The following is a 15,677-nucleotide window of genomic DNA, read 5'->3' as shown; positions in this document are numbered from 1 at the left end:
GGGGAAATATAGCCATATTTCCCCTTATTTATATTGTTAACCTTGAAAAAATCAGTCTCGTATTTTCTGTTCCCAGATCCACGCGTAATTCATTGCTTCTTCTAAAGTATATTCTGCTTTCCAACCTAAAACTTTATTCGCTTTGGTTGTATCTGCATAAGCAGTTGTAATATCACCCGGTCTTCTATCTACTATCTTATAATTCAATTTTCTGCCAGAAACTTTTTCAAAACTTTGTATAGCCTCTAACACAGAACTACCTGTACCAGTACCAACATTGAAAACCTCATAATTAGACTCATTTTTACCATTAAGCAAACGCTCTAAAGCTACAACATGAGCTTTAGCCAAATCTACAACATAGATATAATCTCTTATACAAGTTCCATCTGGCGTAGGATAATCATCACCAAAAACGGATAACTGATCTCTTAATCCAATACCAGTTTGTGTAATAAACGGCACCAAATTTTGAGGAACACCTATTGGCAATTCACCAATCTCTCCACTTGGGTGTGCTCCCATTGGGTTAAAATAACGTAATGCAATTGCATTTAATCCAGGTGTTACTTTACAAGTATCAGCTATGATTTCTTCGCCCATTTGCTTTGTATTACCGTATGGCGATTCTGCAACCTTAACTGGCGCATCTTCTGTAATCGGCATTTTATCTGCTTGACCGTAAACCGTACAAGAAGAGCTAAATATAAAACTAGCCTTATTCTTTTTACATAGTTCTTTTAAGATGTATACTAAAGTCCCTATGTTGTTCTCATAGTACAAAAGTGGTTTTTCAACACTTTCGCCTACTGCTTTAGAAGCTGCAAAATGAATAACACCGGTAACATCTTGATAGCGTTGAAAAAAGTCTTCAACTTTATGCTTTTCTTTTAAATCTAACTTTTCAAAGAGCGGCTTTTTACCCGTGATAGCTTTAATACCATCAAGTACATTTTCATTAGAGTTAGAGCAATCATCTATAATGACCACTTCGAACCCTTTGTTTTGTAGCTCCACTACTGTGTGTGAACCAATAAAACCTAATCCGCCTGTTACTAATACTTTCATTTATAATGCTATTTGAACGTTATCAAATTTAAAAAACTACACTATTACCCGTTAACAAATCCGATAATTAACTCCGTTATATAGTTAATCTGTTCTTCATCTAATTCTGTATGCATCGGTAAAGACAATACTTCTGTCACCAATTGATTCGTCACCGGAAAATCTGCTTCGTTATAGCGATCATCTAGATAAGCTTTCTGCTTATGTAACGGAATTGGGTAGTAAACACCAAAAGGAACTTCATTTTTAGCTAAAAATTGTCCTAATTCATCTCTTTTACCATTTGTAATTCTCAAAGTATATTGATGAAAAACATGACAATCGCACACATCGCAAATACCTTCACAATTATTTACCGTTACCGGTGTTATAATATTTTCTTGAACTTCAAATGCTTTTGAATACGCTCTTGCTGCATTTCTTCTAGCTTCGCAATAACCGTCTAATTTGGGCAATTTCGCTCGTAACACTGCAGCCTGTATCGAATCTAATCTTGAATTTACCCCAACTACATCATGATGGTAACGTTCGTACATACCATGATTTACAATACCACGCAAAGTATGCGCTAAATCATCATCATTGGTGAAAATTGCACCCCCATCGCCATAACAACCTAAGTTTTTAGAAGGAAAGAATGATGTTGCACCTACATGCCCCATGCTACCGGCCATATGCTTTGTACCATCTTTTGAAAGATATTTAGCTCCGATCGCCTGGGCATTATCTTCAATTACATATAAATGATGTTTTTTTGCCAATTCAAGAATAGCGTCCATATTGGCACATTGACCAAACAAGTGAACCGGAACTATAGCCTTCGTTTTTGGTGTTATTGCTTTTTCAATCGCTTCTATATTAATATTGAAGGTGTCTGGATAAACATCTACCAAAACCGGTGTTAGTTGCAACAATGCAATTACTTCTACTGTTGCAGCAAAAGTAAAATCTGCCGTTATCACCTCATCTCCAGGTTTCAAACCTAAACCCATCATTGCAATTTGCAAAGCATCGGTACCATTAGCACATGGTATTACATGCTTAACCTGAAGGTAATCTTCTAGCTCTTTTTGAAAAGCATGAACTTCTGGTCCGTTTATAAATGCCGACGTTTCTAAAATCTGAGTTATAGAAGTATTTACTTGATCTTTAATTTCTTGGTATTGACCGCCTAGGTCAACCATTTGTATCTTTTTCATCTGTTGTAATTACATGAAGCGGTACAAAAATACGAAACAGAGGACAGTAATTTTATGGAAAGAAACGTAATTTAGCCCAAAAGCATCAGTTTGTACTTTCTCTATAACCTTCTCGTCATAAGCGCATCTGCCATTATAAATGTATTGGCACTAGTTAATTCAAAGCTATCGCTATTTGTAAAAGGAAGAAAAGAGACTATTTCACTACTTAATCAATCTATTTCTAAAGAAGATAAAGTCATTTGGATTCATGCCGCATCGTTAGGAGAGTACGAGCAAGGTTTGCCTGTTATTGAACAATTAAAAATTCATCATCCTACACATAAAATAGTACTTACCTTTTTTTCTCCGTCAGGATATGAAGTAAAAAAGAATAGCAAAATAGCTGATGTTATTTGCTACCTACCAATGGATACAAAACGGAAAGTAAAGTCCTTTTTGACAGACGCACACCCAGATATTGCCGTTTTTATAAAATATGAAATATGGCCTAATTACTTAAATGCCTTAAAAAAGGCTGATACTCCTACCTATTTAATTTCAGCATTATTTAAAGACAATCAAATTTATTTTAAGTGGTATGGTGGTTTTATGCGCAACGCATTAAATAACTTCACGCACTTTTTTGTACAGAATAAAAAATCAAAATCATTATTGAATTCCGTCGGGTTTACCAATGTAACTATTGCTGGAGATACTCGATTTGATAGAGTAAGTGAAATAGTAAAAAGTGATAACGAATTAGATTTCATGAAGCGTTTTAAGAAAGATCAATTTTGCTTTGTTGCCGGAAGCACGTGGGCTGAAGATGAAAAAAATATCATCGACTATATCAATAACAACACACACCCTATTAAGTTTGTTATAGCGCCGCATACTATTAAAGACAATCATATTCAAGAAATAATTCAATCTATAAATAAAAAGGTTGTTCGTTATACAAATCTTGAACATGGTGATTTAGAAAATTGCGAAGTCTTAGTCATTGACACTATTGGTCTTTTAACTAAAATTTACAGCTATGCAGATATCGCCTATGTTGGTGGTGGTTTTGTTACGGGGCTACACAATACATTAGAACCTGCTGTTTTTGGAGTACCAGTTGTCATCGGTCCGCAGTTTGACGGATTTGCCGAGGCGGAAGAGTTAGTACAATTAGGCGGAGTCATTTCTATAAAAAGCAATAGCCAATTTCAAGAGGTTGTAGACAAGTGCTTTAATAGTAATGACTACAGATCAAAGATTGGGCGAATTAATACAGACTACATCAAAGAAAAAGCTGGTGCCACCACACGTATCGTTGCTGAATTAAATTCAGTTTTAATATCAAATAATTGAAGTAATTTCAGTTAATGCACCTCCAAATTACGTAATAGACAAGTCCTAAAACTAAAAGCTGATTTTCCGGAACTTTACTTTACAAAGGCATTTTTAATACGTTAATCGATTTTACAACGCTACTTTACAGCACTTTAGGTTAGATCTACCATATTGACTATAGAACAATAGAACAATGATTATGGAACAAGAACTAACTTCAGGAGTTAAAATACTCAATGGATTTCTTAAATTAATGATTACCTGCTTGGTAATAATACTTTTATCAGTACCCTTAGCAGGAATAGCCGATTGGTTAAATCTAATTAAATAGATTCTACCATAATATTACCGACAAATGCTACAATGAGTAGTAAGAGGCTATAAAGTGTTGAATTTCAATTATCAATGAGATACCTTTTTTAAGGTTGAAATGCACAATTCAAAAACCCCCTACCACTAAATTGTAAGATTTTACATCTATCTAAGAGAGTTTTACAACATTTTATATGGAATTGTTGCCTAATTCAACTAACTTTAGTAGTGTAACTTTAAAGTAGGTAATGTTATGAACAATTTATCATTTAAAACCGGAGTAGAAACGTATCTATCCGTGCTCGTTATTGCAATGCATGCATTTTTAGCAGTTGTTGTTGTAGGAGCTTTTTTAGCCCTAATAGGGATTGTCTAACCTTTTAATACCAAACCCTTATTGTAAAAAAATTACTTTTAAAAAAGCCCCTTGCAAAAGGGGCTTTTTTGTTTAATACAATTAACAACCTATTCTTTTATAACTAATTTCATAAACTCTTCTTTAAAAGCTCTACCAATAGGTAAGGTTTCATTGTTTTTTAATATCACTTGGTTTGCGTTGATCTTATAAATTTTAGTAATGTTCAAGATGTACGATTTATGTATTCTTGAGAATTTTTGTGGATCCAAATATACTTGCCAGTAACGTAATGTTTCTTGAGAAAGATGTCTCTGGTCTTTTGTATGAATTTCAGTATAATCTGAATCTGAACGAATGTAACAAATGTCACCTACTTCTATTTTAATATGTTCATATCCAGATTTTATAAAAATGACATTTGAAAGCGGGTTTTTCTCAGCTAATGTTCTTTCTTGTTTGAAGTCACTTTCTAATCTCTGTACTTTATTCACTGCTTGAACAAAGCGTTCAAAAGAAAACGGCTTCAAAAGATAATCTACTACGCCAAAATCATAACTCTCTAAAGCATATTCAGAAAAAGCAGTTGTCAAAATTACATTAGGCTCATGTTTTATAACTTTTAAAAATTCTAAACCTGAAATCTTTGGCAAATGAATATCCAGAAAAATTAAATCGATTTTTTCTGTCTTAAGATAGTCAACGGCAGAAAGTGCGTCTGCAAAAGTTGCCTTAAGCTCTAAACTACCAATATCATTAATATATTTTTTCAACACTCGTTGTGCTGGTGGTTGATCTTCTATGACAATACATTGCATCATTTTTCAGCCCGTATTAATTGTAATTTTAAATGAACATAGTATATATTCTGATCTTTTTGAATATATAAATCATAAGCATTTGGATATAGCAATTCTAACCTTTTCTTTACATTCTTTAACCCAATACCATTAGAAAGACTTTCGGTATTTCTTAATTCTAAGAATGAATTTCTACATTCAAAATCCAGACAACCAGTTTCATCAAAAGTAATCTTAACATTTATGAAAATATTTTCAGATTGGCTGGCAGTACTATGTTTAAAGGCATTCTCTATAAATACCGATAAAATCAAAGGTGCAATTTGATAATCATTATTAATTTTTTGTGTTCTAAAACTAACCTTACCCCTTTCTTCAATTTGCATTTCATTTAATTGGGTGAAATTTTTTAAGTGTTCTATTTCTTTTCCTAAAATGACAAATTTCTCTTTACAATCATATAGCATATAACGTAAAACAGAAGATAATTCAAGGATGATGGACGGAGTCTTTGGCGATTCCTCTATGGCATATGAGTATAAATTATTCAGATTATTGAATAAAAAATGTGGATTGATCTGTGATTTCAAAAAAAGTAATTCACTTTCTTTGACAGATGTACGAAGTTCTTCGACCTCCAATTGTTTTTTTGATGCATCCCACGCGAATTTGAATCCCACTAAAATTAGAATTACCGGCATTACATCAAGAAGACTGTAGACAACACCAGGGAAATACATGGCTCGTGTATCTGGATAAAAAATCCGTTCTAAAATAAGTTCTTCAAATGCAATATTAATACTTATAATGAATGCTACCGAACAAAAAAAGTACAAGTACTTTTTCATATAAAAATAACGAGGCAGTAAAATATAATTGATAATAAAAGCACCCAATGCGTAATTAATAAATGCTATCACCTTAAAACCCTTTATTTCTGGTTCGTACTTGTCAAATGTGAAGAATAGAAAAACCACTACATGCAAGACGACTTGAAATAGTATTTCTTTTGTAGCAATAGTATTTAATTTGAAAATGGAGGTCATTACTTAAAAATAACACTTTACAACCATACCTCATTTAATAAAACCGCAATCGACATAATTAAACTGGCAAACGCCATTTAACTCAACTTTGTCGTTTACACCAAAACATTTGTCGTTCGCAGAATTTAGGTTTCATTCCTATAAAGTAAAGTGCATCTTTACTGTCAACAACAACTTCAACACTCATAATGCTTAATCAACTTCAATACTCAATTCTTTTTATTTTCTCGCTATTTGTCACTACGACCACATTCGCACAAAACACCACCACTATTACTGGTAAAATAGTAGAAACCAATAATGGCGGACCAATTGAATTTGCGACCGTTCTTGTAGGTGACCCAGCCAATCAAAAACCTATAGTAGGTACAACAACATTACAAGACGGTGGTTTCACCTTAGAAACAACTGCTTCAGAATTTTATATAGAAGTAAGTTTTATAGGTTTCACCACCAAAAGATTTGATAACCCCACCATTGTGGACGGTAAAATAAATCTTGGAACCGTTACCATAGCAGAAGATTCGCAACAACTTGATGAAGTTGTGGTAGAAGGTGAGATTAGTCAGACTGTATTTAAATTAGATAAACGTGTATTCAATGTAGGTGCAGATTTAAGTAGTACTGGAGCAAGTGCATTAGAGGTTTTGAACAATGTACCCTCGGTAAACGTGAATATTGAAGGAGCGGTCAGCTTACGTGGTAGCCAAGGAGTTCAAATGTTGATTAATGGAAAACCTTCAGTAATTGCCAATGAACAAGGAAACGCCCTAGGCACATTAACAGCAGATATGATAGAGCGTATAGAGGTAATTACAAACCCCTCTGCCAAATATGATGCAGAAGGTACATCGGGCATCATAAATATTGTTCTTAAAAAAGAGGAAAAAAAAGGATTAAATGGTGCTGTGACGTTAAATACGGGCGTACCAAATAATCATAGTTTAGGACTCAGTCTTAATAGACGTACCGAAAAGTTCAATTTATTCAGTCAGTTAGGATTTGGTCGAAGAACCTTCCCTAGTGATGAAGAAACAGAGAATAGGAACTTAGAAGACGGCACCTATATCAGCAGTTTTGGCGAAAACGATAAAAACGAGACATTTTTTAATCTTATTTTGGGAACCGACTACCATATTAATGAACTGAATGTTATAACACTTTCCGGAAATTTCGCATATGAATGGGAAAAAGAGAATGCAGATGCCATTTTCAGTACTTTTGATGCAAGCAACACATTAACAGATGTTTTTAGAAGACAAGAATTGACAGAGGCTACAAACCCTAAATATTCGTATGAACTCCAGTACAAAAAGGATTTTGAAGGTAATGAAGAACAATCATTGTTATTAAGTGCTACTGGAAACTTATTCGCCAAGGATCAAACATCAGACTTTAACAATACGACGACCATTGGTACCGATGATGACACGCTTCAAAAAAGTAGAACAGATTTCACCCAAGCAGAATATACTTTTAAGGCAGATTACACTCATCCTTGGTCAGAACAATTTACCTTAGAGACCGGTGCGCAATATCAAATTAATGATGTAGAAAATGATTTTGCCATAAGCAATTTTGACGGAACAAATTTCATTGAAGATCCTAACTTGACCAACGTATTCGAATGGACCCAAAAAGTACTGGGCATTTACGGTACCACTGCCTATGAAGGAGATAAATGGGGCATAAAAGTAGGACTTCGTTTTGAAGACACCGATGTTGCTACCTTGCTACAGACCACGAACGTGAGCAACGATAAAAATTACAACAACCTTTTTCCTAGCGGTCACACAAGCTATAAAATTAACGATGACCTATCATTACAAGCAGGATATTCTAAACGTATATTTAGACCCCGTTTGTGGGATTTGAATCCGTTTTTTAATATTAGGAACAACTTTAGCATAAGTACGGGTAATGCAGATTTACAGCCAGAATTTACCGATAGTTTTGAGGTGACCAGTATTTATAAACTTGGCAAGGCTTCAATGAACCTAGGTGTTTTCTACAGACATACCGAAGATGTTGTGGAAGATATTGTTGAGTTTGAAGACAATGTGAGTATTTCAAGACCAGAGAATGTTGGCATAAGCAATACCACAGGTATAGAATTCAATGCCAAATACATACCCGCAAATTGGATATCTTTTACCAACGACTTTAATTTCAGCCATTTTGCCCGAGAAGGAGATTTTGAAGGGAGCTTGTTCAATTTTGAAGGAAACCAATGGTCTACGCGTTTAACCAGTAAAATTAAACTTCCTGCAGATATCGATTTGGAATTCATAGGAAACTACCAATCTAGTTATAGAACATTGCTTCAAGAAATATCAGAAAACCTATTTATGGATTTTGGAGCGAGAAAAAAAATTCTAAAAGGTAAAGCCATTGTCAACTTGAGTATTAGGGATGTCTTCGCTTCTCGTATAAGCGAAAGCATTACCGATCAACCAACCTACTATCTTAGAGATTATAGTAAGCGAGGTAGGTTTGTAACCCTGGGTATCAGTTTTGGATTTGGCAAGGGGGAGGCAATGGAATTTTCAGGACAAAAGCGATTTTAACCCGCAACAAATAAGTAATACTTAGAAACAGCACTTCTTAATAATACAAAGACACCCCTACTTATAATTTATAAATTAGATATAACAAAAAAGGTCAGCTATTAGCTGACCTTTTTCTATTCTAAATAATCATTTTTATTTCACTTCGACACCTTTCCAAAACGCAACGTAACCTTTAATGCCCTTTGCTAATTCTGAAACTTCAGGGTAATACCATGCCGCATCTTTATTTACCTTACCGCTTACCTCTACATCGTAATAAGAAGCAACTCCTTTCCAGGGGCACGTACTATGAGTTTCTGTTCTTTTAAAAAACTCCTTTTTAATATCATTTGGCGGAAAATAATGATTCCCTTCTATTACAACAGTTGCATCACTTTCTGCAATCACCTTATTGTTCCAAATTGCTTGTTTCATAGTATTAGTTTTTAAATCCTATTATATTAATTCCGTCATAATCAACGCACCTTTTGAAAGCGTTTTGTGAACAGGACATTTATCCGCTATTTCTAATAATCTTAGCCTCTGCTTATCATCTAAATTTCCGAATATTTCTATTTCTCTTTTAAAAGTATCAATTTTTTTCCCTTCAGAAAAAACATTTTCTGAATCTGGCGCATGATCTTTGCCATGGTCTACATGCACAATTACTTTTTGTAAATCCCATTTTTTACGGGTCGCATACATTCTTAAGGTCATTGCTGTACATGCACCTAAACCAGAAGCCAAATAGTCATAGGGTGACGGTCCGAAATCGTTTCCACCAAAATCAGTAGGTTCATCTGCAATCAACAAATGATTACCAGAAACTATTTCAGAGTTAAACCCTTCACTACCGATACTTACCGCCACTTGATGAGAAGTTTTTAAGAGCTCTTTCTTCGGAATATCTAAATAGCGTTCTGCCCCACCAGATATTACATTACCAACATAAGTAGAATCTGCACTATTCATTAATAAATGGTCTGCCCTGTCTATAGAAATAAAACTTTTTGGATGATGCGCGTATTGATATAATTCGTTTGCATTTTCAATACCCACAATGGTATCTTGGGGCGAATGAATGACCAAATAAGGTTTTCTTAAATTCTTTAAAACCTCTTTCATAGGTTTTGACTCAATATCATCGATAAAATCTTTTTTAATGGTGAAGTCCCTACCTCCAATATTCACTTTTGCTTTTCCTGTCGCATTTATTTCTTCTACATTAGATTTGAATAAATGTTGCACATGTGCCGGTGAAGAGGGTGAGCCAATAGTAGAAACGGCATCAACAGATTCAAGTTCAGAAGCTGCAAAAATTACAGCTGCACCACCAAGCGAATGTCCAATCAGTAATGAAGGGGCTTTGTAATTCTCTTCCAAAAATTTGGCTGCTTGTATCAAATCAGAAACATTTGACGAAAAGTTAGTGTTTTCAAAATCACCTTCACTATCTCCTAGACCTGTAAAATCGAACCGAAGTACCGCTATACCTTTATTCACTAAGGCTCTTGATATATTACGAACTGCAGAAAAATTCTTATTACATGTGAAACAGTGTGCAAAAATCGCATAACTATGTGCTTCTTGCTTTGTAGGGAGTTCTAACCGCGCAGCCAATTGTTTGCCTTGAGAATTTGTGAATGTTACTTTTTCGAAGCCCATATAATATTATTTCTATACTGTCAGTATTACCAATGTATTAGATGTAAATATTAATAAAAACTTACAGAGCAGTACTGAAGACCGAATTGTAAACTAGAAATCTAAAGAATAAAAAAAGCCTTTCAGTTTCCTGAAAGGCTTCTCGATGTACAGGCGGAGAGACTCGAACTCTCACACCTTGCGGCACTAGATCCTAAGTCTAGCGTGTCTACCAATTCCACCACGCCTGCATACTTTCCTAAATCACGATATGTGATTATCGGGGTGCAAATATAACGCAAAAAATCAATTCTCTAAATTTTAGCTATTTAAAAATTACGCTTTTTGTACTTTTATCGAAAGTCATATAAAATAGTACATGAAAAACGTAAAGAATTATCTATCGGAAAATAAGGACCGATTTTTAAATGAGCTTATCGAACTACTTAAAATTCCGTCTGTTAGCGCAGACCCTGCCTTTTCTCAAGACGTGTTAGATACTGCTGAAATGGTAAAATCTAGATTGGAGGATGCTGGATGTGATATTGTAGAAATTCATGAAACTGCAGGATACCCAATCGTATATGGTGAAAAAATCATAAATACTAATCTACCTACAGTTCTTGTTTATGGTCATTATGACGTTCAACCGGCAGATCCTATTGATCTATGGCATTCACCACCATTTGAACCTGTTATTAAAAAAACGGAGAAACACCCAGAAGGTGCCATATTCGCTCGTGGAGCTTGTGATGATAAAGGACAAATGTACATGCATGTAAAAGCATTGGAACTGATGGTGAAAACTGATCAACTTCCATGTAATGTAAAATTCATGATTGAAGGCGAGGAAGAAGTTGGCAGCAATAACTTAAGCATTTATGTAGGCGAGAACAAAGAAAAACTGGCTAACGATGTTATTTTAATATCCGATACGGGAATGATTGCCAATGATGTTCCTTCTATTACTACAGGTTTACGCGGACTTAGTTATGTTGAAGTAGAAGTTACAGGTCCAAATCGTGATTTACATTCTGGTTTATACGGTGGTGCCGTTGCTAACCCTATCAACATTTTAACTAAAATGATCGCCAGTCTACATGATGAGAACAACCATATAACCATACCCGGATTTTATGATAAGGTAGAAGAACTTTCTGCTGAAGAACGTGCCGAAATGGCAAAAGCACCTTTTAGTATCGAAAAATACCAAGAGGCTTTGGATATTGAATCTGTTTACGGTGAAAAAGGATATTCTACCAACGAGCGTAATTCCATAAGACCGACATTAGATGTTAATGGTATCTGGGGCGGATACACTGGTGAAGGTGCCAAAACTGTTATTGCTAGTAAAGCATATGCGAAAATATCTATGAGATTAGTGCCCAACCAAGATTGGAGAGAAATCACCGATTTATTCAAAACGCATTTTGAGGCTATTGCTCCAAAAGGTGTGAAGGTGGTCGTAAAACCTCATCATGGCGGACAAGGATATGTTACTCCTATAGATACCATTGCCTACCAAGCGGCTTCAAAAGCTTACGAAACTACATTCGGTAAAAAACCGATTCCGCAACGTAGTGGAGGTAGTATTCCTATAGTTTCTTTATTTGAGCAAGAGCTAAAAAGTAAGACGATACTTATGGGCTTTGGTCTGGATAGTGATGCCATACACTCACCTAACGAACATTTCGGTGTATGGAATTATTTTAAAGGAATTGAAACAATTCCTTACTTCTATGAGCATTTTACAGAAATGACCAAGAAGTAAATAGCTAACAGTTAACAGTTTAAAAAAAGTCTTTGCGAGTTTAGCGAAGCAATCTGTAAATCTGGAACACGAAACTTACAGATTGCTTCGTCGCTAAAAAGTTCCTCGCAAAGACGTTTGTTTTATTCTAGAAGTATCTTTTATTGATGATATATTGATTCAAAGAACCAAGAATCAACAACTATCAACTTTCAACTATATTTTCTTCACGTACTTGGTAATTATAACCGTCATTGTTGGTCCTACTTTACCTTCTATATATTCTGCGTTTTCACGATCTAAAGAAATTCTTCTTACTGCAGTACCTTGCTTAGCAACTTGGCTAGACCCTTTTATTTTCAAATCTTTTACCAAAACAACGCTATCTCCGTTTTCTAAAATTACTCCGTTAACATCACGGTGAATAATTTTGTCAGCTTCCGCTAAACCTTCGCCTGTTACTTTTGCCCAGTCTAATGCATCTGGCTCTAGATACATCATATCTAACAAATCTTTCGGCCACCCTTCAGATTTTAATCTTGACAGCATTCTCCAAGCCACAACTTTCACAGAATCATACTCACTCCACATACTGTCATTAAGACAACGCCAGTGGTTTGCATCCATTTGCTCAGGATCTTCAATTTGGGTTCGGCAAATTTCACATGCCAATATACTAGAATCTACACCACTTACCGTTACCGGTTCCACTTCAAAAACTTCTAAATTATTGGTCCCCATACATAATTCGCAAGTGGAGCCACTACGTGCTTCCAAATCAGCTAATACACTCATATTTTTGGTTGTTTTAAGAAGTCAAATTTACATCTTTTAAATGGGTCATATGGACCTTTCCCCAAAGAATTGGGGTCGGGCTATACATTACAAGTACGCTTCGCTAAAAAGCGAATGCGGGCTTTTCATTGCTATCCCTAAGGCAAAAACTAACAAAACGCCTCTATATTTGTAGAATTAAAATATTTATTCTATATTTGTAGAACATACTCTAAACTTGTAGAAAATGCAATTATCCAAATCAGAAGAAGAATTAATGAATATTCTTTGGAAGCAGAAAAAGGCGTTCATGAAAGATTTGCTTGATGCTTACCCAGAACCCAAACCCGCCACCACAACGGTTGCCACACTTTTAAAAAGAATGACCGACAAGAAGTTTATTGACTATAAAAGCTTTGGTAGAAGTAGAGAATACTTTCCGTTGGTTAAGAAAAAAGACTATTTCTCTAAACATGTTAACGGACTCATTAAAAATTTCTTCAATGATAGTGCGAGTCAGTTCGCATCTTTTTTCACGCAAGAAACCAATTTAAGTAAAGCTGAATTGGAAGAACTTAAAAGACTAATAGATGTTGAAATAGAAAAGAAGTAATTATGGAAATCTATCTTTTAAAATCTACCGCATGTATGGGCATCTTTTTGCTTTTCTATAAACTCCTTTTGGAGAATGAAAGCATGCATCAATTTAAAAGATATTTTCTACTAACTGCAGTCATCGCTTCTTTTATAATACCACAAATTGTTTTTACAGAATATATTGAATTAGAACCCACCACGGCAGTCACTCAAATTATATCTATAAATGAATCCCAAAAAATACAACCAGTAATTCAGGCTGTAGAAACATCGCCCATGAATTGGTCTTTAATTTTGTGGACTATCTATGGATTAGGTGTTGCAGGATTTGCATTGCGTTTTCTTATCAATCTCCATAAAATTTGGAAACGTATTCATAACAACCCAAAAACAAAACATAGTGCTATCTATAGAATACTATTAAAAGAACAACTACCACCACATACTTTTTTACGATATATTTTTCTGAACAAGCAAAAATTTGAGACCAAAAGCATACCTAATTCTGTTCTGATACATGAAGAAACCCATGCTATACAAAGGCATAGTTTAGATGTTCTTTTTATTGAAGTATTACAAGTATTATTTTGGTTCAATCCGTTAATCTATGCTTTTAAAAAAACTATTAAACTAAATCATGAATTCTTAGCAGATAGTGCTGTACTTAATGGTCAAGAAGACCACTTAAATTATCAAAATACTTTACTGTCATACTTATCAAACGGCAATTTATACTCGCATCAATCAGTTGGTATTGCAAATGCCATAAATTATTCATCAATCAAAAAACGATTCATCATCATGAAAAAACAAACATCAAAAAAAGGGATTGTAATTAGAAGTCTATTGTTGCTGCCAATATTAGCTTTAATGCTTTATGGTTTTTCTGACAGGAAAGAAAAAATCGTTAGTGAACCCGATAATTACTCCATTAATGGAGATTGGTTAAATAAAGAAAATGAATTAGAAAAATTAACAATTACCGAAGAAAATGAAAATTTACTATGGGGCAATAACCAAGGTCTTATCTTAAAAATTGAAAAAATAGAAGGACAATTTTACTATTATTCTGAGCTTAATAAAGAAAAGCTTTTAGTTGAAACAAATGCAAAAGAAGAAACCATTCAAATTAACGGAGAAAGATTTATCCGCAAAGAAAAAAGCTTAAGAAATCAATTAAATGGCACATGGCGTAATGAGGAAAATAACATTAAAATAATTGTTTCCGAATACGATATTTATATGGTTTTTGATTTCATAAAAGGTGATAAAAAAGCTGTTCGTTATTACCCTAAGAAACGTGGCAACGGTTATTATTTCACATATGGCTATGAAGATTGGACATTTAAAATCGAAAATAATCAATTAATTGACTCTAGAGGTAATCACTATACAAGATTAGAGAAGCAACAAACTACTATACCAAAGATTACCGTAAACATAAATAAACAAGGGGAGTTACTTGTACAAGATGACCTAGTTGAACTAAATGATTTAGAGAAATATTTATCATTAATTAATCCTCATTTAACTACAAAAGAGAAAAGCAAAATTGTAAAAACAATTATAAAAATTGTACCTGACAGCCCTAAAGAAATAATAGCAAAAGTAGAGGAAGAATTAACCACATACGGAGCAGCAACAATTGACATTCAAGAATACAATTCTAAAACCAATAAAATAAAACGTAAAGCAACATCGGTTCAAATAAAAGAATACAATAAGCTTGCTAAAAGGTACAATACTATGATATCCAAAGGTGGCAATATACGCATCTTAAAATCAGACGTGGACCAATTAACTAATATCTATGGTATCATGTCTGAAAAGCAAAAAACAGCTGCAGAACCATTCCCAGATTTTCCAAAACCACCACCAGTGCCTAAAGCGCCGAATTCTTCAGATTATGCAGACAGTCAGATTAATGAAATCATTGAAAATCAAGACCCATATGATCATTTAAACCTTGACAAAAAGGCTATAAACGGAATTCCTTCAAACACCCAAACTTTTCATTCTAAACCTAGCAGTCCGGTTGCACCTCCACCTCCTACTCCGCCGTCACCGTTAGATTACGCTATAAGCATGGCAAAAAAAGGAGCAACGTTTTTCTACGAAGACAAAGAAATTTCGTCTGATAAAGCCATTGATTTACTAAAGAAGAACAAAGAACTAAACATGGAATCTCGCAAGAAAAATGGTAAAACAGAATTAAGAATTACCAAAGAACCTGTAACAATAAGGTAACAACAACGTCAAACAT

General features: G+C 34.3%; 12 protein-coding genes and 1 tRNA gene. 5 read left to right on the top strand and 8 right to left on the bottom strand.

Annotated features, from left to right (window positions below; all coding sequences use genetic code 11):
- Nucleotides 1-51: 51 nt before the first annotated feature.
- Nucleotides 52-1,068, bottom strand: a complete 1,017-nt coding sequence (galE, locus tag DFQ03_RS04115) for a UDP-glucose 4-epimerase GalE (protein WP_133671733.1) — start codon at nucleotides 1,066-1,068, stop codon at nucleotides 52-54.
- A gap of 44 nt (nucleotides 1,069-1,112) precedes the next feature.
- Nucleotides 1,113-2,267, bottom strand: a complete 1,155-nt coding sequence (locus DFQ03_RS04110; protein ID WP_133671732.1) for a DegT/DnrJ/EryC1/StrS family aminotransferase — start codon at nucleotides 2,265-2,267, stop codon at nucleotides 1,113-1,115.
- A 90-nt stretch (nucleotides 2,268-2,357) separates the two neighbouring features.
- On the opposite strand from DFQ03_RS04110, the gene DFQ03_RS04105 reads away from it, so the two are divergent.
- Nucleotides 2,358-3,605, top strand: coding sequence for a 3-deoxy-D-manno-octulosonic acid transferase (locus DFQ03_RS04105; protein ID WP_133671731.1), 1,248 nt, complete (start codon nucleotides 2,358-2,360; stop codon nucleotides 3,603-3,605).
- A 759-nt stretch (nucleotides 3,606-4,364) separates the two neighbouring features.
- Here the strand turns inward: DFQ03_RS04105 and DFQ03_RS04100 are convergent.
- Nucleotides 4,365-5,075, bottom strand: coding sequence for a LytR/AlgR family response regulator transcription factor (locus DFQ03_RS04100; RefSeq protein ID WP_133671730.1), 711 nt, complete (start codon nucleotides 5,073-5,075; stop codon nucleotides 4,365-4,367).
- Nucleotides 5,072-6,100 carry a sensor histidine kinase gene (locus tag DFQ03_RS04095; RefSeq protein ID WP_133671729.1) on the bottom strand — a complete coding sequence of 343 codons (1,029 nt, stop codon included), beginning with the start codon at nucleotides 6,098-6,100 and terminating at the stop codon, nucleotides 5,072-5,074. Before DFQ03_RS04095 ends, DFQ03_RS04100 begins: the two co-directional genes overlap by 4 nt.
- Before the next feature lie 188 nt (nucleotides 6,101-6,288).
- On the opposite strand from DFQ03_RS04095, the gene DFQ03_RS04090 reads away from it, so the two are divergent.
- Nucleotides 6,289-8,667, top strand: a complete 2,379-nt coding sequence (locus DFQ03_RS04090) for an outer membrane beta-barrel family protein (protein ID WP_133671728.1) — start codon at nucleotides 6,289-6,291, stop codon at nucleotides 8,665-8,667.
- A gap of 135 nt (nucleotides 8,668-8,802) precedes the next feature.
- Here the strand turns inward: DFQ03_RS04090 and DFQ03_RS04085 are convergent, their stop codons facing one another.
- From DFQ03_RS04085 to DFQ03_RS04075, 3 genes are all read right to left on the bottom strand, one after another.
- Complete coding sequence (locus tag DFQ03_RS04085; protein ID WP_133671727.1) at nucleotides 8,803-9,084, bottom strand: DUF427 domain-containing protein; 282 nt, start codon at nucleotides 9,082-9,084, stop codon at nucleotides 8,803-8,805.
- Between the two features lie 21 nt (nucleotides 9,085-9,105).
- The gene (locus DFQ03_RS04080) at nucleotides 9,106-10,314 is read right to left on the bottom strand and encodes a bifunctional alpha/beta hydrolase/OsmC family protein (RefSeq protein ID WP_133671726.1); all 1,209 of its coding nucleotides are present in this window, start codon (nucleotides 10,312-10,314) and stop codon (nucleotides 9,106-9,108) included.
- A gap of 148 nt (nucleotides 10,315-10,462) precedes the next feature.
- Nucleotides 10,463-10,544 (bottom strand) — tRNA-Leu (locus tag DFQ03_RS04075).
- 128 nt (nucleotides 10,545-10,672) lie between these two features.
- On the opposite strand from DFQ03_RS04075, the gene DFQ03_RS04070 reads away from it, so the two are divergent.
- Nucleotides 10,673-12,064 (top strand): dipeptidase, encoded by a 1,392-nt coding sequence (locus tag DFQ03_RS04070; RefSeq protein WP_133671725.1) that lies wholly within the window; start codon nucleotides 10,673-10,675, stop codon nucleotides 12,062-12,064.
- 195 nt (nucleotides 12,065-12,259) lie between these two features.
- On the opposite strand, the gene DFQ03_RS04065 is transcribed toward DFQ03_RS04070, so the two are convergent.
- Entirely contained in the window at nucleotides 12,260-12,838 is a 579-nt protein-coding gene (locus DFQ03_RS04065) for a PhnA domain-containing protein (RefSeq protein ID WP_133671724.1), read from the bottom strand.
- 226 nt (nucleotides 12,839-13,064) lie between these two features.
- Between DFQ03_RS04065 and DFQ03_RS04060 the strand changes: the two genes are divergently transcribed.
- On the top strand, nucleotides 13,065-13,430 hold the full coding sequence (locus DFQ03_RS04060) for a BlaI/MecI/CopY family transcriptional regulator (RefSeq protein WP_133671723.1): 366 nt from the start codon (nucleotides 13,065-13,067) through the stop codon (nucleotides 13,428-13,430).
- Between the two features lie 2 nt (nucleotides 13,431-13,432).
- Entirely contained in the window at nucleotides 13,433-15,661 is a 2,229-nt protein-coding gene (locus DFQ03_RS04055) for a M56 family metallopeptidase (protein WP_133671722.1), read from the top strand.
- Nucleotides 15,662-15,677 lie beyond the last annotated feature (16 nt).

It is taken from the genome of Maribacter caenipelagi, from assembly GCF_004364175.1.
GTDB classification, from domain to species: Bacteria; Bacteroidota; Bacteroidia; order Flavobacteriales; family Flavobacteriaceae; genus Maribacter; species Maribacter caenipelagi.
The sequence above is the reverse complement of the archived record's forward strand: the minus strand, read 5'-3'. Positions and strand labels throughout refer to the sequence as shown.